Raw genomic sequence first — 17,400 nt, 5'->3', positions numbered from 1 at the left:
TCTCAATCTCGCAGAGGGAAAAACTGCGCTGCTTCAGAGAGCGAGTGCAGTAAAGTGGTGTCCTGAGGCGATCCAATCCAGACGGCCAGCGCACTGAAATTATCCTGCTGCCCCTCATCCGGCTGGTCGTTTTTAATGATCTGCTGCATCAGCGTCAGCCACTCTGCGGGCGTATTCACCATGTGCAGCGACTGCTGCATCTGCTCCAGTGTTACGCCGTGCCAGAAACCATCCGTGCAGAGTAAAAAGGCGTCGCCATCTTCGATGCCGACCACGTCGCTGTAGCTGGCGTCGCGCTGCTCATCGCCCATTCCCAGCGCAAAATAGAGCAGGTTGCTGTTGATGCCGTCGGTGCGATGTCCGGCATCCTTCATCTGCTGCACGAGGCTGTGGTCGGTGGTCACGAGATAGAGATAGCCGCGGCGGAACAGGTAGAGGCGGCTGTCACCGGCATGGGCCCAGCAGGCCAGATGGTAGTCGCGGTCGATAAACAGGCTGACCAGCGTGGTGCCCATGCGGCTATGTTCGCTACTGACCTTTTGCTGCTGCCGGATAGCGTGATTCGCGTGATTGACGTAACGGCGAATCGACTGCGCATCCAGATGCGCATCCCCGTCAAACGCCTGCAGAAGGCTGCTGCGGGCTATCGATGCAGCGATCTCCCCGCCGGGAAAGCCAGCCACGCCATCGCACACCACAAAGCAGGCGGAACGTTTACCGATGACATCACCGATCTGATCCTGATTACTGGCGCGATCGCCCTGATTCGACGTCGAGGCAATAGTGATATTCATGCGTCATCCGTGTGGGTTTGTGAGTCTTTGTATTGATTGACTTCCAGGTCATAGGCGTGCAGAAACGCTTCGCCAAACAGGGTGTGGAAATCGTCTTCGATCTCACCCGCCGTCTCGCCGTAACGCTGAACAAAATGCTCCCACAGCGCCGCTTTACGGCTGCCCGGCAGCCCGATGCGGGACACCGACCCTGCCTGACGCGCCTCCTCCTCCAGCTGCTCCGGGTTAAAGGATTGCAGCATTGAGGCGATAATGGCGCGGATTCCGGCGATCATCCCCAGCTGGTGCGCCTGCAGATCGATCAGCGCATCACGCACTGCCTGACGCGGCGGCATAAAACCTGGCATCCGGCTGCCGAACATCTGCATCAGGACGGTTTTGCCCGACGGCAGCAGTTTGAACGGGTTGTTGGCGTCGTCGAGGATCACCGTCATGTCGGCCTTGACCCCACGCTTCAGGATCGAACGCGATGAGAGCAGCGCGACCGTGCCCTGCGAGAACATGCTGAGCATCTGACCAAACTGCAGCATCTGTTCGCGGTCGAACTGGGGGGTCGGCTGCAGATCGCGCAGGCCCATCCCCTCCAGCAGCGCATCCAGCAGTTCACCCTTGAGGGCGTCGCCACTACTCTGGCTCGGTGCCGATGGCGGCACGGCAGCGGCAGGCTGGTGACCGGATGCGACCGGATCGATACGCAGACGCCCTTTCGGCGTCGGCGCTGGCGTGCGCTGCACCGCCTGCGGCGTGGGTAGCGTTATCCCGCCATAGTCGTTCTGCGGATTGATAGCCTCCGCCGGGACGGCGCGCTCTTCATCGATCGGCGGCAGCGGCTCCGGCGCCTGGGGCTGAGAAGGGTTATCCGCGTCAGATGGCGGATTGTGAGGTTCACTGAAGCTGAATAATGGCGATTCTGCTTCGTTCAGACTGGCAGGCGGCTGCTCTGCTGAACGTGCGGCAGGCCCTTCAGGCCGTGACGCTTGCTGAGGCGCTGCGTGCAGGGTCGCCGGTTTCGCTGCAGGTGGTTCTGGCTGAGCCAGCGGCACCGCGTTGCCCATCATCAGGCCCAGGGGATCGTCGTGATTGCGCGCATCCATGCTGCTTTCACCGTCGAACAGGCTCAACGGGTCCAGTTCAGCGGCGGGTTTGTCGGGCTGCTGCGCTGCGGTTTTCTGCTGAGCCGACAGTGCGCTGGGCGTCCGATCGTCGAAAATGCCCTGCTGCGCAAACAGCGCATCGCCTTCATCAAACAGGCTGCGATTTTTCGGCTGCTGGCCATAGTCCAGCGGCGCGTCGTTCACCAGCTGGGCCAGCGGATCTTCGGGATTACGATCCGGCGAGGCTGGCGCGGTCAGGGGGTTCCCCTCCGGCTTTTCGGGCACCGGTTTGCGTTTAGAGAGATCGTCTGAGATCGAAAACTCTTTTGCCAGGCTGTCCCAGATTTCACTCGGAATCGCGGCCGTGGCGGCTTTTTCCACGGGTGGCTCATCAGCCACCGTTGCGGGCCGGATCGCCTCAGGACGCGGAATTGCCCTTTCCACCTGCGGCTGCGACGCACTGTTCAGGTCGCTGACCAGCAGCTGGTAATCATCAATGCCCAGAATGTCCCCATCCTGCAGCTCAACCTGGCGGCCGCGCTCCAGCGGAATGTCGTTGAGCAGCACGCGGGTTACATTGCCACGGTTGGTCAGGCGGCACTCACCGTTTGCGGTGATGTGCACAATCGCCTGAAGGCGGGAGAGTGTCCGGTCATCATCCGGCAGCACCAGATTGTTATCCACGCCGCGTCCAATCGTACCGCCGGGCGGAAAGAAGTCACAATGAGTCTGCGGCGGCTGTTGGCCGGGTTTGGTCGTTATTATCGTAAAGCGCATAACGGATTCCTGCGGTTAGCGGTTCGGCATCTATACCGCGCACCTCTCGGGGAAAAGTGCGGGGTATAGGGAGCGGGAGCGTTTAATTTTGGGGTTGATTTTATTTCAATTGGTGATGCCGGATACATTACTTAAATTGACAGATTTACTGGTTAATAAATAAAACCGACTGCGACGGGAACCAATTCTTACTTAAAGAAGCGTGCAGCATAATTCCGAACCCGAAAAGACAGCATATCAGAGACGAATAAGAGTGGTTTTTTTTTGAATTTTAAACAGACATTAATCTCTCTGGGTAATCAGTAAGGCAGTTGCTTCAGAATTGCAGTGCGTTCCTTATCGAGACGATCAATACAGGAATTCATGACGCTCACATAAGCATCGCTGCCCTCTTCAGCGGTATAGGCTTCCAGCCTGCACTAACTATCACGGTATTTGAGCCAGTTGCGCTGAGTATCAACAAAGGCGCTTCGGTACTGGCTGGACTCCTGATCATGGCCTTTATAAAGGTGCTCGATTCGGATTTTCGCCGCTTTATACTCTTTATTTAAATTCAGCTCTGACTCTGTTTTATTTTTTTCTGCACATTCGTTAACTTCCTGAGCGTTATTCCCGTTTGAACAATCACTCATCGCATGGATGGAAGAAACATAAGTAGCTTAAACGCATAGCAGTAAACAATAACATTTCATCAGAAACTCACCATTGATGTTAACTTTTATTTTTATATTTTTCGTAAAGCACTTTTGCATCCTGGCTTTGCGAAAGTAATGTGCATTTCATCATATTGAAGCTTCCTTTGACTGAGCCGGTCAGATCCATCTTCAAATACGCATTGATTAATTTATCGCCATCACTGAAGGCTTCAACAGGGAGATTGCTTACCTCTAACCAGGCTGACGCACTTTTGAAGGCATCATCGCTGAAAACTTTGTCAGTGGCAGCTTTACCTGCACAGCGGTTCAGAAGCCAGTTGCTGAAAATCTGCGGTTGCTTAAAGGAGTCTGGCGCCGGAGGCGTTATCGCCAGCACTGCAGGAGATAGCGTCAGAGCCAGTAACATCAGTAATTTTTTCATTTCAGAATCCACAGGGAGGCAACATCAGGAACAAAACTACCATTTTCTGCGCCACCCAGGAAGTGACAGGTATCAGAGCAGATATTGCCGTTCCAGAGTGTCACGTGCCCACGGGCATTGCTCCAGCCACTCCCCTGAAAAACAATAATCCCCTGTTTACCGTTAAATGAACCGGGTTTTGGTGACTTCACTGTCAGGTCTGGCTGACCAAACGCGCTGACTAAAAAGTCCATCATATCGTTGACGCGAAACATATAACGCTTTTTGTCTTTACCCGTTACGGTCGCATAACGACTGTTTGCGGGAACAGGAAGGCCAGTGTAATTAAGAACATAGCTCATTCTGATTGGGCAGGCATTCTCGAAAATTCTGGCGGCGATATTTGCTTCTACTTTTCCACCCAATATTTCTCCAACCTTCTCGACGGAAACATTAACTTCTGAGAAGCGGTTCCAGGCAGCTGAAAATTGAGGTCTTAAATGTGCCATAGCAAAACTCCTTTCAAAGCCTCCCCTGAGGGGAGGCTGCCGAGCAATATTACGCTTCTTTATTGCCTTTGATATCCCAGCCCGCGCTGCTCTCTGCGCCTTTGCCACCGGAAGAACTCTGCTCCCAGTACTGCTGTTTCACTTTAGAAGCCTGGAAGGAGTAAGTCATACCCAGGGTATCGCCGTTGTCGGAACCGTTATAGTTCACAGCGGTCACCAGCACGTCTTCCAGAGTAATACGTGCGTACTCAACCTGAGAACCACCTGCTTTGCAGATAGAGAGTTCGACTTTTGCCAGATGCTTACCGCTGGCGCAGTTCTTCAGCAGCGCCGTGGTGGATTTATCGATCAGCGCGTTAACGTGCAGGTCGTTGAAGTTAACTTTACCGGCACCACCGCCGCCGCCCACAGACATGTTGCCTGGCTGAGAGGCACCCCATGAGAAAGAGGTGATATCAGTCCAGCCGGTGTGGTTTGAATCTTTCGATTCGCCGGTGACTCCGTCAACCTTCATAAACATATCAATAGCCATTATCTTTCACTCTTTATTGGTTGCGATTATTGCTTTCAAAAAAGCAAGGATATGGCAAAAAGAAAAGCATGGGGCTGAATAAAACAGTCCATATTTTACCTTTGCCTTGCTTCTGAAATATCGTCATAAACCATATTTCAGAATTCGTATTGCCGGTCATTAACCGGACAAAATAGATATGCATTTATAGTGCGAAAACATCAATAACCGGATAACACACTGTTTTACGCTTTGTAAGGTGCCCATTTTATGGACAGCACCATGATCAATATTATATAGCCGCCCGGCACATTAAATATTCATGGAAGGAATAGAGATGAAAAAGGTCTTCTCAGTTTTCCTGATAATCCTGTTATCGCTGATCTCTCTTTATGCCATTGTTGATCTTGTAAGCTCAATCTATCTGGTTGCCCGTTATGGAAGCGTTAACGCCTGCTCTTCAGGCTTACTTGCTGGTAAAGCGCTCTTTATTGCTGCCTGCATAGCCATTGTTATTATGCTGAACAGGCTAATACGTAAAAATATTCATTAATCTGTTTACGTTTATCTGCCATCGCCTAAATCTGTGGCCACGCCGTTCCTGAATGAAAAGACAGAACGGCATTTACAAGCTTTCTCATCACAGAAACAACCCAGGCTGAATACAGAAAAACCCGCTTAGCATATTAAAATCAGATCAGGGTGACAGCTCAGCAAATGACAGTGTGCAGAGCTTCACACCTTGCCATCCATTCAGAGACTGCGTGATGCCCGGTCGCCCCGGACACCACGCATCCTGTTCAGCCCTTAAGCATTATCATTTTTCAGTGAAGGCAGTTTGGAGACCAGACGCAGCGAAACGGTCAGCCCTTCCAGCTGGTAGTGCGGACGCAGGAAGAACTTCGCGGCGTAATAGCCCGGGTTATCCTCCTGCTCTTCCACATTCACCTCGGCAGCCGCCAGCGGCTTGCGTGACTTGGTCTCCTGCGAGGAGTTAGCCGGGTCGCCATCGACGTAATTCATCACCCAGTCGTTCAGCCAGCGTTCCATCTCATCGCGCTCGCGGAAGGAGCCGATCTTGTCACGCACGATGCACTTCAGGTAGTGCGCGAAGCGGCAGCAGGCGAACAGGTAAGGCAGGCGCGCGGCCAGACGGGCATTGGCGGTGGCATCGGCGTCGTGATACTCCATCGGCTTCTGCAGTGACTGCGCACCGATAAAGGCGGCGAAGTCGGAGTTCTTACGATGCACCAGCGGCATAAAGCCGTTTTTCGCCAGCTCGGCTTCACGGCGATCGCTGATGGCGATCTCGGTCGGACACTTCATGTCCACGCCACCGTCATCGCTCGGGAAGGTATGACACGGCAGATTTTCGACAGCCCCGCCCGACTCCACGCCGCGGATAGCGGTACACCAGCCATACTCTTTGAATGAGCGGTTAATGTTGGCGGCCATCGCGTACGCCGCATTGCTCCAGGCATAGTTACTGTGATCGGAGCCGTCTGTCTGCTCTTCAAAGTCGAAGCTGTCGACCGGGTTGGTGCGGATCCCGTAGGGCAGACGCGCCAGGAAGCGCGGCATCACCAGGCCCAGATAGCGTGCATCTTCCGACTCACGCAGGCTGCGCCAGGCGGCGTACTCGGTGTTCTGGAAGATCTTGGTCAGATCGCGCGGGTTCGCCAGCTCCTGCCAGGACTCCATCTGCATGACTTCGGGCGCCGTGCCGGTGATGAACGGACAGTGCGCAGCCGACCCAATGCGGGCCATCTCACCCAGCAGCTCGACATCCTGCGGGCTGTGATCGAAGTAGTAGTCGCCGACCAGGCAGCCAAACGGCTCGCCACCGAACTGACCATACTCCTGCTCATAAATCTTCTTGAACAGCGGGCTTTGATCCCAGCTCGCACCTTTGTAGCGCTTCAGGCTGCGGCCCAGTTCCTGCTTGGAGATGCTCATAAAGCGGATTTTCAGCATCTCGTCGGTTTCGGTGTTGTTGACCAGGTAGCTCAGGCCACGCCAGGCGCTCTCCAGCGACTGAAACTCCGGATGATGAATGATCTGATTGACCTGCTGAGAGAGCTTTTCGTCGATCTCGGCAATCAGCGCCTGGATGGTGCGATACGCATCGCTGGACACCGTGACGGTGTTCTCCAGCGCCTGCTGCGCCAGGGTTTTCACCGCGCTTTCGACCGCCGCGCGCGCCTGATCGCTTTTTGGCCGGAACTCTTTGTTCAGCAGCGCGCTGAACTCATCCTGGCTGAAGCTGACCGCGTCCTGCGACTGCGACTGTTGTGAACTCTGCGTCATGCCTGCGGCTCCTTATCGTCAGTGGCGTTATTCTGCTTAGGCAGATGCGTCAGCGCCTGCAGCAGCGTCGGGTCCTGCAGAACCTTGCCAATCAGCTCCTCTGCCCCGTTTTTGCCGTCCATATAGGTCAGCAGGTTTGCCAGCTGGGTGCGTGCTTCCAGCAGCGTGTTCAGCGGCTCGACGTTGCGGGCCACCGCATCCGGCGAAAAGTCATCCATGCTGTCAAACGTGAGATCGATGTTCAGCTTGCCTTCGCCGTTCAGGGTGTTGTCGACCTGGAATGCCGCGCGCGGCTTCAGCGCTTTCATGCGCTCATCGAAGTTGTCGATGTCGATCTCCAGAAACTTACGCTCGTCGATGCCGGGCTGCGGCTCCAGCGGTTTCCCGACCAGGTCCGCCAGCACGCCCATCACAAACGGCAGCTGGATTTTGCGTTCCGCGCCATAAATTTCCACGTCATATTCAATCTGAACGCGGGGTGCGCGATTGCGGGCAATGAACTTTTGCCCACTGGATTTACTTGTTGCCATGGTTTTCTCCATTAATGATGCGCGGATAACGTGTCACAGCAGGCGCGCAGGTCCTGCTGTGTGAGAGGTTGACGTCTTAGTCGCGACGTCCGAAAAGCGTTTCGAGCTGATGTACGCCATCCGGCGCGAGATCGCGAATGATCTCCATAAAATCGCGCTCGATCAGGCGCTGAACGCGGTCGATCATCAGCGGTGCAGGATGACTCGGCTCATGCCGGGTAAAATAGAGCTTCACTTTTTCCAGCATCAGCTGCGCATCGGCGCGGGAGCCGATCTGCACGCTGCGCCAGTCAGCGGCCGCACGCGCCGCCGCCGGTGCGGGCGCGGCAGCGGTCTCTGCGGGCGGTTCCGCCGCGGCTGCGGGCAGTAATGTACTGAGGTCGGTGGCCTGGCAGCGTTCGGCGACCAGGGCAATCTGTCGGCGCAGCAGCGCCAGTTCCGGCACCGCCGCCTCACCCAGCCGTTCGGCCACGGTTTCGCAGATGGTCTGCAGCCGCTCATGGATCTGCAGCACCGCACCGATACCGGGCTGATCCGCGCGCGCCAGTTCGTCGGTCAGACGTGGCAGGCCACCGGGATACTCAGTGACTTCGGTTTTGCTGCCGTCGCACAGGGCGGCGGCATCGCGCAGCGTGATACCGTCAGAGGGATAGCGCAGCAGCCAGCTCTGGCGCACCGCTGCGCTCAGGGCAGATTTGTCGCCCAGCAACGCCAGCGCATTGATGCGGAAGAAAGGATCCGCTTCGCCCGCCTCTTCCAGCCGGGGCCACAGCGGTTCCCAGTAGAGCAGCAGCGCCTGTTCAATCAGCTTCAGGCCCTGGGCATAGCCCGGCAATCCCTTCAGTTCGGTCCAGGCATGGGTCAGCGTCAGCATTACCCGCAAATCTTTGCTGCGGCCCAGCAGGGCTATCGCCAGCTTCTCGACTTTATTCCAGTCTGCCGGTTCTGCCGGAATGATCGTGTCACCAAACTGCTGTTCGGCTTTACCGGCGCTCGCCTGCTCCATCGCCTGAAAATCGGCATCATATTCCAGGTTGTCACCACCGGGATTTTCATCGCCGATCGGCGCCAGCAAAGTTTCTGTATTTATCGTCACGCTCGTCGCCTCAGGATTCAAACATCGGGGGATAAAGGCCGTTCCGGCCGGGTTTTGCCCCACCGGCCGGATCGAACAGCAGGGAAAAGAGCTGAGCAGTGAAGTTGCCGCTGTGAACCTGGGTATAGAGCGGAAAACCGTCGCTCTGATTGGTCCACCAGTAACTGGTGTAGAACTGCGGATCAAAATGCTCGCCCGGCAGCGTCCAGTTCAGGGTCGAAGGGGTATCGCCATGTCCGATAACGTCGAGAATGTCAGACGACTCGCTGGCCTCCTGCGGCGGTTGCGGCTGAGGAATGCTGAGCAGCGCCTGGTCGAGCTGTTCCGGCGATCCGCCCCCCTGCACCACCCGCAGCAGGGTATTCCCCACCTGCTGATACCAGTCGCCGGAGCGGGCCAGCAGCGCGGGCGACCATTCTGCAGGCGTAAAGTAGCGCAGCGCGCAGAGCGGATAGTTGCGCCCGACGCTGTCCCGTGCGGCGATCAGGCAGCCCATCTGGATCAGCTGGCTGCCCAGCATCGGGGGCACCACAAAATTCCAGACCGGCGCGTTGAGAAACGGGCGCGAGGGCGCGTTGTCGCTCTCCTGATTGCTCTGCCAGTGGTGCAGACCCACCTGAAACCAGCTGGACCACTGGCGATAGATCACGTCAGGAAAGCGGCGCTTAACAAAGTCACCCGCGCTGGGCAGTTTGCCGTACCAGCAGGGTGCAGCGTAATGAGTCATGTTCGGGTCCTGTTTCAGGGGCAGCTAAAGCCGGGAAGCTGGAACGGATTACGAATGCTGCCTGGGGTAAACGACAGCGTGACCTGATGGCCATCCACGCTGAACGTGGCGTCGCGTGTCAGCCCTCCGGCGGCGGTAACGCGGGCACGGTCAAAGAAACGATTGAGCGCCCAGGGACCGCTGGTGACCAGCGTGGAGGTGGTGCCGTTGGTGAGGCCAAGCTGCATCCGCACCTGGCTGGTGCCGCCCGGACCGGGCCAGCTGACCATCTGCACCGCCTGCGGCCCGTGGCTGTAACGCAGGATCTGTCCGTCGACATCCAGCGTCAGGTTAAGGATCTCATTGTCCATTCTGACGGTGCGCAGCGTGACGCGGAAGCCAGGCGTGGTGGCACCGTTGGCAAAGAAGGCATCCCGAATCGACTGTGCCTGCTGGAAAGGACGCAGCAGCGCTTCGCCGCCCGGCAGGCTTTTACCGTCGATACCCGGCGTAAAGCGCCACGCGGCATTGGTGGTATCCACTTTGCTGGCCAGGTTGTCACGAAAGAAACTGTCCATCATGCCGCTGCCCGGCGCAAACATCCGGGCCAGATCGTCCGGTGTCACTTCGCTGCGCGCGGAGCGAACCAGCGGATAGCGACCCGCGATCGCCTGGCGGCAGAAACTGCCCACTTCCATGGTGATGCGCTTACGGACGTTATCCATGTCGCGGCGCTGGGCATCGCTGCTGGCCCCCACCGCCATGCTGGAAACCATATTCTGCAGAGAACCCGGCAGGCGACCGGCGCTGGCCTGCAGACGACTGATGGCATCGCTGGCCGGTGGTGGCATCCCGCTGTTTGCAGCATCCTGGACCGCTGTCAGATAGCGATACAGATCATCGATCTGGTGCAGGAAATCATCCACCGCCAGTACCTTGCTGCCCTGCTGCAGCGGCTGGGCCAGCTCAATAACCGGCGCAAAGTGCACGGCCACCGCCTGCTCCGGCGTGGTCTGACTGGTGGCCTGTCCACGCGCGGCAGCGGCGTCGGACGAGCTAAACAGGGCTTCAAGGGTGCGGGTGGCGCTGTTGTCCAGAGGCTTTGCCGCCTGAGCGGTTTTCTCATCCGGCTGCGCCCGGTTCAGCGTCAGCAAGCGGCTGAGGTTGATAACCAGCTGGCGCAGCGGCGAGTGATTGCCGGAGAGCAGACGTGCCGTGTTGATGCGCTGCGAGAGGTCGGCGCTGCTGTTAAGCTGAATATCGCTCAGGAACTGCTCCCACTGGCGGATGTAGTCCTGTACGTAGAGCTGGCGCACGGCCAGATCGGTCTGCTCGCTTTTCTGTGCAGGTGCCGCACCATCCAGCACCCAGAGATCGTCCTTGTAAAGGGCCTGAGTGACCGGCGCTATCTGTTTGTCCACATGCTGCCAGTACCCCTCCGGCGTATAGAGACCCGCCACCCCGTCATTCACCGATTTACCGCTTTTGCGCGAAAAGACCAGCTCGCTCTGCGGCCCGCCCAGCGACGCCAGCGTGACCGTCTGCAGCGTATCGCTGCGCTGCAACAGGCGCTTCAGCCGGCCATAGACGCGCTGTGACAGCGGCATCTGATTGATCAGCGCCTGTTCGCGCTTAATCAGGGCCTCATCCTTCGCATAAGGTGAGGCGTGGATCTGCGTCTCCAGCAGCTGTTGCAGATGCCACGCCAGCTGCTTCACCTGCTGCTGGGTCACGTTCTGCGGCAGCTCACGCGACAGATTGAGCATCAGCCAGGCCTGCAGGAATCTGCCATCGTAGTGCTTAGGCTGATAGAGCATCTGATACGCTTTCAGCGCCTCATAGCTGTAGTCCGCATCGCTGCCGTTATCGGCCCGCAGCCAGCGGGTGATGTTCTGCGCCACCTGCGGCAGCAGGAGCTGCTTCAGGGCTTTCTCATAGAGGGCGCGGGTCGCATCACTGACTTCCGTGCCGCGATACAGCCCCATCCGGCGCGTCAGCGGCGGTGAGTCCAGCGAAAAATCGGCGCTCTCCGGCAGGTGCAGCAGCGTGTTGAGATAAGGCACCAGCGCAAAGAGATCGCCATTAACCTGCTGCCGGAGCTGGTCGCCCAGTTGCTCCACCTGCGGCGTTTTGGCCGCCATCTCCTGCAGATAGGATTTGTTCTTGCTGTAACTGGTGAGCCAGAGCGCACCCGCCACCAGTAACAGCAGCAGCAGGGCAAGATAGCCTGACCACAGCCCCGCGCGATTGCGCAACTCCCACCAGCGGTTACTGCCAGCCAGCCCGGACTCCTGGAAAATGACATCCTCCAGCACCCCTTTCAGGAAGAAGCTCTGCCCTTTGTTTTGTGGAATCGGGGACTCTTTATTGACCTGATCCCAGCTGCCCGATTCGCCCGTCTGCTGACCCGACAGATTCAGCGCGCGGTTCAGCTCGCCCATGACCCGATCAAACGGCAGACCTTCCTGCGTGCCGCTGGCAAAGTAGATCCCGCGCGGTGCAAACTGCGTTTCGAAATCGGAACGGGCAAACAGCGTGTCGAGCGCCTCGGCCAGCAGCGGCCGCAGCGCCGCGAACTCCTGCGGGAAGAGGTAACTTTCGGCGCGGGCCTGGGGATCGCTCTCCATCAGCAGCCGATCGGCCAGTCCGGCATCGAGCCGCTGTTGCAGCAGTGAATACTCCTGCTGGAACTGGCTGTTAAGCTCAAAATCTGCGGCTGACGCCTGCGCCCACGGGAAGGTGAAGCCCCAGATCTGCTCGCGCTGGGCTTTATCCAGCGAGGCGAAGTAGCTGCGAAAGCCTTTGAGCAGGTCAGCCTTGGTAACCAGCACATAGACCGGGAAACGGATGCCGAGACGATCGTGCAACTCCATCAGGCGCTGACGCAGCGCCAGCGCCTGGTTGCGCAACGCTTCGGGTGACTGGCTCAGCAGGTCAGAGACGCTCAGGGTGACGATCACGCCATTGATCGGCTGACGTCCGCGATATTTGCGCAGCAGGTCAAGGAAATGGTGCCATTCGCTGGCATCCCGCTCCTGCTGACTCTCCTGGGTGCTGTAGCGCCCGGCGGTATCCAGCAGCACGGCATCATTAGTGAACCACCAGTCGCAGTTGCGGGTGCCGCCGATGCCGCGCAGCGCCGATTTGCCGAACTTATCCGCCAGCGGAAACTGCAGCCCTGAGTTAACCAGCGCGGTGGTTTTACCGGCACCGGGCGCGCCGATGATCATGTACCACGGCAGCTGATAGAGATACTGCCGACCAAAGCGTTGCGCCCAGAACGGACGGCCTCTGCTGCTGTGACGCTGGAAGTGCGCCTTTTTCAGCATCTCCGTGGCCTCCGAGAAGCGCCCTGCCAGCACCTGCTCTTCGCTGGTCAGCCGCTGACGATCGGCGTCCGGCGCATCACTCTTGCCGGTTTCGAGGCTCGACATCAGCTTGCGGTTGAGCCAGAAGTTATAGAGTCGCGGGATCGCCTGCCCCAGCCCCCACACCAGATAGAGCAGCGCGATACTGATCATGCGGTTCTGCTCCGGCTCCAGCGGGCGCGAATCGACGATCGAGAATACCGGGCCAATCACCCAGATAATAAAGGAGAGCGCAGTAATGCCGACAAAGCCCCACGCCAGGCGGCTGGTCAGCACGGCAAACAGAATATTCAGCATGGATCAGTTCCCTCTTGCCGGGCCGTTGAGTTCAGCCTGCGTTGCATCCGGTGCCACCAGCAGCGTGATTTCCACACGACGGTTGCGTGCGCGATTTTCTGCGCTGGTGTTCGGTACCAGCGGATTGCTTTCGCCGCGCCCTTCCGCCCTGACCCGTGACGGCTGTGCCAGCTGCTGCTGCAGCAGGCTCTGCACCGACCGGGCGCGTGCCAGCGAAAGCTCAAAGTTAGAGGCAAAGCGGGCGCTGCGGATCGGCACGTTGTCGCTGTAACCAATCACCTGAATCTGGCCGCTGACGTTGTTCATCGCCGCCGCGATACGCTGGATCACTCCGGTATAGCGGCCGCGAACCTCGGTAGCGGCGGAGGCAAACAGGCCATCCCCTTTCAGCGTCACCACACTGCGATCCGCTTCGTCGCGCACGGCCACCAGCCCGGCATCAATCTCCGGTTTCAGGAAGGCCCGCAGGTTCAGCGTGGCAGGCGGTGGCGGCGCAGGATTGCCAATCTTCACCTCCGGCAGCACCGTCTGATAGATGCGGGCGAGCACCGGCGAGGTGTAATCGCCCAGGCGCCAGTTCAGGACGATATAGAAGAGGCAGGCTGCCAGCCCCGCTACGGCCGCACAGGCCCAGAGCGGGATCATCGGCCGCCACAGTTTGCGCAGCACGGGCTGATCGGTAGGATGCGGTGACAGCGCCGCCGCATAACTGCCGCGCACGCCTTTGATCATCTGCAGCAGACGCTGCTTAATGGTCTCCAGCTGGGAGCGGCCATTGTCCAGGACGCGGTAGCGCCCTTCGAATCCCAGCAGCAGGCAGAAGTAGATCAGCTCCAGCATCAGGATGTGGCGTCTGGGGTTCTGTGACAGCCTGGCCAGCAGCTGGAAAAACTTCTCGCCACCCCAGGTTTCGTTGTGAAACGTTACCAGCAGACCGTTACTGGTCCAGACGCCACGGCTGCCCCAGGGTGTCAGCGCCGCCGCCTCGTCGAGTGCGGTACAGAGGCAGTAACGTGCGCCGATGATCACTTCATAGCCCACGCCGGACTGCTGGCAGCTCAGCTCGAAGCGACGGATCTGATCGATCAGTTGCTGACGTAGTGCCGCCGGATCCTCATGGGAGAGCGAGTGACGGATCTGGGGAATGGCATTAATCAGAGGGTTGGCCGCCGCGACAAGCACATTCTGGTGGCTGGTATCCGGCGCAAGATCGCTGTGTGACTGGGGTTGTTCCTGCATCATGCTGCGTGCTCGGTTTATTATTCTGACTGACTACGGATGGCCCAGAACTCCATGCTCAGGCCCGGAAACTCACCGGCAAGATGCAGCGCAAAAGCGCCCGAGCGCTCCATCTCTTTCCAGAGTTCGCTGTTCTTATCCAGTTCGAAATAGCTATATCCTGAATGCCAGGGGATCTGCGGCGGGGCGCCTGGCATCGACCGTAGCGCCAGACCCGGCAGTTGCAGCTGTACCAGATCGCGGATTTTGCTGACCGGCGCGACCTTCATCTGCGCAGGGAAATGGGTGATGAGGGTGTCAGCGGGCACGCTGGCTTTCACTGCCAGCACGAAGCCAAACTCATGCACCATGCTGCTTTCCGGCACGGTCGCCACGTTGAGCCCGTGTGAACGCTGGGTCAGCGGCAGCTGGATAGCACTCTCTTCCATCACCTGCGAGAGCCCCTGACGCAGCAGCAGCGACAGACGGCTGAAACAGCTATTCAGATCGTCATGATCGTAAAGCGGCAGCCCTTCAGGCGCACGGGCTGGCGTCCAGGTACTCAGTTCTGCCGCCAGCTGCAGCCAGTGGCTGAAGAGTGTTTCGGGATGCAGCAGCGGCAGATGCTGAAGATGACTGTGCAGGCCCAGCTGCCGGTTAAGCAGCGCCAGCAGCATAAAATCGACCATATCGGCGCTGTTGAAACGGCCGGTGCCCGGCGCGCGCTGACTCAGCTGCTGGCTGCGCTGCTGGATCAGCCCGTGGAGATCGTTGAACATGTTCTGCAGCGGACGGCTGCTGTTCAGGGTCAGCATCGGCGGAATGTAGTCGCTGTCGAGCCGGATATGGTTGTCGCTGCGTTTTTCGATCACCTGCGCCACGCCCATCGCGGTCCACTCGGCGGTCAGATCCTGCTCCAGCATCAGGCGCAGGCGAAGTTTGCCAAACTGCACCGTGGCACTGCCCACCGCCTGCACGTTGTCATCTTCCACCTCCGTTTCCCAGGCCAGGTAGCGCGCCAGCGAATCGTGCGACTCCTGAAACGCCACGGCCTCACGGCCGTTGCGCCGGGCCGGAATCGCCAGCACCACTTTGCTGCGATCAACCGACGCAGGCAGATCGAGCGGGGCCGGGCCATGCTGTGGCTGGCTGAAGGCAAAGAAGGTGCCATCCGGCAGACAGCCGCTGGCGGCACTCAGCGCCAGTTTGCCCTGACGCAGCAGCGCCTCATCAAACTCAAGATCGTAAAAACCCCAGGTGTAGGCGCGCTGCAACTGCCCCCACTCCCGCAGGGTGCTGAGGAGATAATTTTCTGACTGCTGGAAATGGTGAGGACGCAGAAACATCCCCTCCGTCCAGACGACTTTTTCCGCTCTGTTCATCGGCATCACTGTTTTTCCACGCGAAGGCCATTCGTTCCCGCCACAATATGCGCATTCAGCTCGCCATCGTTACGTTTCCAGAACGCCCAGAATGAAGGTGACTCGCCTTCGGGAACCGGCAGCGAGAGTCGCCAGATTTTGCCATCCAGCATCTGGTATTCAGCCATGATGCCGATAAAGCGCGCCTCGGGCAGGCTCCTGATACGCAGCGTTTTGCTGCGCTGGTCTGAGGTCAGGAAGAACTGTTGGGTATTGAGCTGCGCGCCGCCCTGTGCGTCGGCAGACGGGTTTTGCAGGGAGTAGAAATCGGCTGACATGAACCCGGCATCTGAACTCAGCAGCATAACCCGGACTTTCAGTGGCGCACCGCCGTTAAGCTGGTTCTCCGCCCGCACCGTCAGGTTGTAGTAGGTCGCTGGCGGCTGACTGCTGCTACTGCTGCAGGCTGATAGCAGCCACACCAGCAACACGATCAGCCCACTCCGTAGTGACATATTTCTCGTCATGAAGCCCTCCCTGCCCGATGCAATTAGTTAATGATCCAGGTTCCGTTAGTGCTGTTCTGGCAGGCGGTGCTGTCGCCGTTAACCGCAACACAGGTTTTTTTCTTGCTGGTGCGAACGCGACGTTTTGGCTGATCGGCTTTGATGGTCTGGTCATAGAGTTCGCTTTTCACCACCGCGCGGAACGGCACATAGCCTGTCAGCCTGACGGCAGCCTGCGGTGCCGCAGGTTTATCGCCCTCTTTCGCTGGCGGGGTGGCGGTTTCGGGTTGCGCGTCGGCTGCGGTGTCGGCCGCTTCACCCAGCGCCAGCCAGTTGTTCTCCACCTGACCAATCACCGTATAGCTTTCACCGCTTTTCAGGGTCTCCACCACTTTGCCGCCATAACCAGGATGGTTCATGACCGAGGCGGGATAAAGCGCGCGATAGGTTTCATTGACCGGTGTGAACTGCGCGGGCGGTTTGACCGCATAGCGATGGCTGAGTACCACGCCATCCACGGTGCTGGTGACCAGCGTGTCATCCGTCATTTGCGGCGGCGCTTTACAGCCAGCGACAGAGAAAACAAACATCAGCCCTAACGCAATACGAAGCTTCACCATTTTTTTCATGTTGTGTTCCATTCATACCTTGAAGAGAGGCCAGAGGCCGGGAGTCAGTGATGAAAATCGGGAAATATCACGGGTGAAGAAGGCCATTAGTACCAGCCTTAAAGCCACCCCTGAATCAAAATGCCTGGAGGCTGCGGTCAGCAAAAATGCCGACTGATCAAATAATATTAAGTATAAAAAAGCAGCATCGGGGATGAAAACGGCGCGAGAAGGAAATCAGTCGCGCGAAAAATCGATCAGAAATATGATCGTTTTTTTTGTGTCTGATTCAGGAAGGCGGGGGAAACCCAAGTTTTCCTTATACCATACCTGGCTATTTAACGACCGCTTTTAATTAAAACATTAATCGCAAGCGCGTTATTGTTGAGCATATACCTGCATGGAAAATCTCGAATAACTAAATAAATAGCTTTAAATACATGCATTTACAATAGATCCGTTAATCCATAGCTACCGCACGAGCCAGAGAGATCCTGCCCGTGAGTCTGCAATCACATTCATATTGTAAATTTAATCGATAAGTTTACAGAAGATTTACGGAATTTCAACGGCACACGCCGCCCGGTATTTTAATAAGAAAAATTTAATATATAGAGTTAATGCAAATATTATCAGATTTTGAACTGCCTACTAAGACGATT

16 protein-coding genes are annotated in these 17,400 nt (G+C 57.6%); 1 reads left to right on the top strand and 15 read right to left on the bottom strand.

The annotated features are described in order from the left end of the window. Window positions 1-2: 2 nt before the first annotated feature. The 6 genes from ACR6AS_RS04070 to ACR6AS_RS04045 all read right to left on the bottom strand — a co-directional run bounded on the left by ACR6AS_RS04070 (window position 3) and on the right by ACR6AS_RS04045 (window position 4,762). A complete protein-coding gene (locus tag ACR6AS_RS04070; protein ID WP_293769681.1) occupies window positions 3-794 on the bottom strand; it encodes a PP2C family protein-serine/threonine phosphatase in 792 nt (263 codons plus the stop codon). Next, window positions 791-2,665, bottom strand: a complete 1,875-nt coding sequence (gene tagH / locus ACR6AS_RS04065; RefSeq protein ID WP_434161198.1) for a type VI secretion system-associated FHA domain protein TagH — start codon at window positions 2,663-2,665, stop codon at window positions 791-793. The genes ACR6AS_RS04070 and tagH overlap by 4 nt, the downstream gene beginning before the upstream one ends. 419 nt (window positions 2,666-3,084) lie before the next feature. Further along, a complete protein-coding gene (locus ACR6AS_RS04060; protein ID WP_434161196.1) occupies window positions 3,085-3,297 on the bottom strand; it encodes a lysozyme inhibitor LprI family protein in 213 nt (70 codons plus the stop codon). 79 nt (window positions 3,298-3,376) lie between these two features. Continuing rightward, the gene (locus tag ACR6AS_RS04055) at window positions 3,377-3,742 is read right to left on the bottom strand and encodes a T6SS amidase immunity protein Tai4 family protein (protein ID WP_111140775.1); all 366 of its coding nucleotides are present in this window, start codon (window positions 3,740-3,742) and stop codon (window positions 3,377-3,379) included. Further along, the gene (locus ACR6AS_RS04050) at window positions 3,739-4,230 is read right to left on the bottom strand and encodes a type VI secretion system amidase effector protein Tae4 (protein ID WP_111140776.1); all 492 of its coding nucleotides are present in this window, start codon (window positions 4,228-4,230) and stop codon (window positions 3,739-3,741) included. Before ACR6AS_RS04050 ends, ACR6AS_RS04055 begins: the two co-directional genes overlap by 4 nt. Window positions 4,231-4,279: 49 nt before the next feature. Beyond that, window positions 4,280-4,762: an Hcp family type VI secretion system effector gene (locus ACR6AS_RS04045; protein WP_010246100.1), complete on the bottom strand. Its 483-nt coding sequence runs from the start codon at window positions 4,760-4,762 to the stop codon at window positions 4,280-4,282. A gap of 316 nt (window positions 4,763-5,078) precedes the next feature. On the opposite strand from ACR6AS_RS04045, the gene ACR6AS_RS04040 reads away from it, so the two are divergent. Next, entirely contained in the window at window positions 5,079-5,294 is a 216-nt protein-coding gene (locus tag ACR6AS_RS04040) for a hypothetical protein (protein ID WP_434161193.1), read from the top strand. A 254-nt stretch (window positions 5,295-5,548) separates the two neighbouring features. Here the strand turns inward: ACR6AS_RS04040 and tssC are convergent, their stop codons facing one another. The 9 genes from tssC to ACR6AS_RS03995 all read right to left on the bottom strand — a co-directional run bounded on the left by tssC (window position 5,549) and on the right by ACR6AS_RS03995 (window position 16,771). Beyond that, window positions 5,549-7,048: a type VI secretion system contractile sheath large subunit gene (gene tssC / locus ACR6AS_RS04035; protein ID WP_111140778.1), complete on the bottom strand. Its 1,500-nt coding sequence runs from the start codon at window positions 7,046-7,048 to the stop codon at window positions 5,549-5,551. Further along, window positions 7,045-7,578, bottom strand: a complete 534-nt coding sequence (gene tssB, locus ACR6AS_RS04030; RefSeq protein WP_111140779.1) for a type VI secretion system contractile sheath small subunit — start codon at window positions 7,576-7,578, stop codon at window positions 7,045-7,047. Before tssB ends, tssC begins: the two co-directional genes overlap by 4 nt. Window positions 7,579-7,654: 76 nt before the next feature. Further along, window positions 7,655-8,668 carry a type VI secretion system protein TssA gene (gene tssA, locus ACR6AS_RS04025; protein ID WP_111140785.1) on the bottom strand — a complete coding sequence of 338 codons (1,014 nt, stop codon included), beginning with the start codon at window positions 8,666-8,668 and terminating at the stop codon, window positions 7,655-7,657. A 16-nt stretch (window positions 8,669-8,684) separates the two neighbouring features. Then, entirely contained in the window at window positions 8,685-9,401 is a 717-nt protein-coding gene (tagF, locus tag ACR6AS_RS04020; RefSeq protein ID WP_111140780.1) for a type VI secretion system-associated protein TagF, read from the bottom strand. A gap of 14 nt (window positions 9,402-9,415) precedes the next feature. Further along, window positions 9,416-13,045, bottom strand: a complete 3,630-nt coding sequence (gene tssM / locus ACR6AS_RS04015; protein WP_434161191.1) for a type VI secretion system membrane subunit TssM — start codon at window positions 13,043-13,045, stop codon at window positions 9,416-9,418. Between the two features lie 3 nt (window positions 13,046-13,048). After that, the gene (locus tag ACR6AS_RS04010; RefSeq protein ID WP_111140782.1) at window positions 13,049-14,287 is read right to left on the bottom strand and encodes a DotU family type VI secretion system protein; all 1,239 of its coding nucleotides are present in this window, start codon (window positions 14,285-14,287) and stop codon (window positions 13,049-13,051) included. A gap of 17 nt (window positions 14,288-14,304) precedes the next feature. Beyond that, on the bottom strand, window positions 14,305-15,645 hold the full coding sequence (gene tssK / locus ACR6AS_RS04005; protein ID WP_293770250.1) for a type VI secretion system baseplate subunit TssK: 1,341 nt from the start codon (window positions 15,643-15,645) through the stop codon (window positions 14,305-14,307). 5 nt (window positions 15,646-15,650) lie between these two features. Further along, on the bottom strand, window positions 15,651-16,151 hold the full coding sequence (gene tssJ / locus ACR6AS_RS04000; RefSeq protein WP_111140783.1) for a type VI secretion system lipoprotein TssJ: 501 nt from the start codon (window positions 16,149-16,151) through the stop codon (window positions 15,651-15,653). Between the two features lie 23 nt (window positions 16,152-16,174). After that, a complete protein-coding gene (locus ACR6AS_RS03995) occupies window positions 16,175-16,771 on the bottom strand; it encodes an SH3 domain-containing protein (RefSeq protein WP_111140784.1) in 597 nt (198 codons plus the stop codon). Between the last annotated feature and the right edge of the window lie 629 nt (window positions 16,772-17,400).

The sequence above is a fragment of the Pantoea phosphatilytica genome, from assembly GCF_051025615.1.
Taxonomy (GTDB): Bacteria; Pseudomonadota; Gammaproteobacteria; order Enterobacterales; family Enterobacteriaceae; genus Pantoea.
This window is presented reverse-complemented; position numbering and strand designations above follow the sequence as displayed.

Coding starts and splice junctions, on each gene's coding strand:
- ACR6AS_RS04070 (WP_293769681.1), bottom strand. CDS start 794: ATGAATATCACTATTGCCTCGACGTCGAATCAGGGCGATCGCGCCAGT.
- tagH (WP_434161198.1), bottom strand. CDS start 2,665: ATGCGCTTTACGATAATAACGACCAAACCCGGCCAACAGCCGCCGCAG.
- ACR6AS_RS04060 (WP_434161196.1), bottom strand. CDS start 3,297: ATGAGTGATTGTTCAAACGGGAATAACGCTCAGGAAGTTAACGAATGT.
- ACR6AS_RS04055 (WP_111140775.1), bottom strand. CDS start 3,742: ATGAAAAAATTACTGATGTTACTGGCTCTGACGCTATCTCCTGCAGTG.
- ACR6AS_RS04050 (WP_111140776.1), bottom strand. CDS start 4,230: ATGGCACATTTAAGACCTCAATTTTCAGCTGCCTGGAACCGCTTCTCA.
- ACR6AS_RS04045 (WP_010246100.1), bottom strand. CDS start 4,762: ATGGCTATTGATATGTTTATGAAGGTTGACGGAGTCACCGGCGAATCG.
- ACR6AS_RS04040 (WP_434161193.1), top strand. CDS start 5,079: ATGAAAAAGGTCTTCTCAGTTTTCCTGATAATCCTGTTATCGCTGATC.
- tssC (WP_111140778.1), bottom strand. CDS start 7,048: ATGACGCAGAGTTCACAACAGTCGCAGTCGCAGGACGCGGTCAGCTTC.
- tssB (WP_111140779.1), bottom strand. CDS start 7,578: ATGGCAACAAGTAAATCCAGTGGGCAAAAGTTCATTGCCCGCAATCGC.
- tagF (WP_111140780.1), bottom strand. CDS start 9,401: ATGACTCATTACGCTGCACCCTGCTGGTACGGCAAACTGCCCAGCGCG.
- tssM (WP_434161191.1), bottom strand. CDS start 13,045: ATGCTGAATATTCTGTTTGCCGTGCTGACCAGCCGCCTGGCGTGGGGC.
- ACR6AS_RS04010 (WP_111140782.1), bottom strand. CDS start 14,287: ATGATGCAGGAACAACCCCAGTCACACAGCGATCTTGCGCCGGATACC.
- tssK (WP_293770250.1), bottom strand. CDS start 15,645: ATGAACAGAGCGGAAAAAGTCGTCTGGACGGAGGGGATGTTTCTGCGT.
- tssJ (WP_111140783.1), bottom strand. CDS start 16,151: ATGACGAGAAATATGTCACTACGGAGTGGGCTGATCGTGTTGCTGGTG.
- ACR6AS_RS03995 (WP_111140784.1), bottom strand. CDS start 16,771: ATGGAACACAACATGAAAAAAATGGTGAAGCTTCGTATTGCGTTAGGG.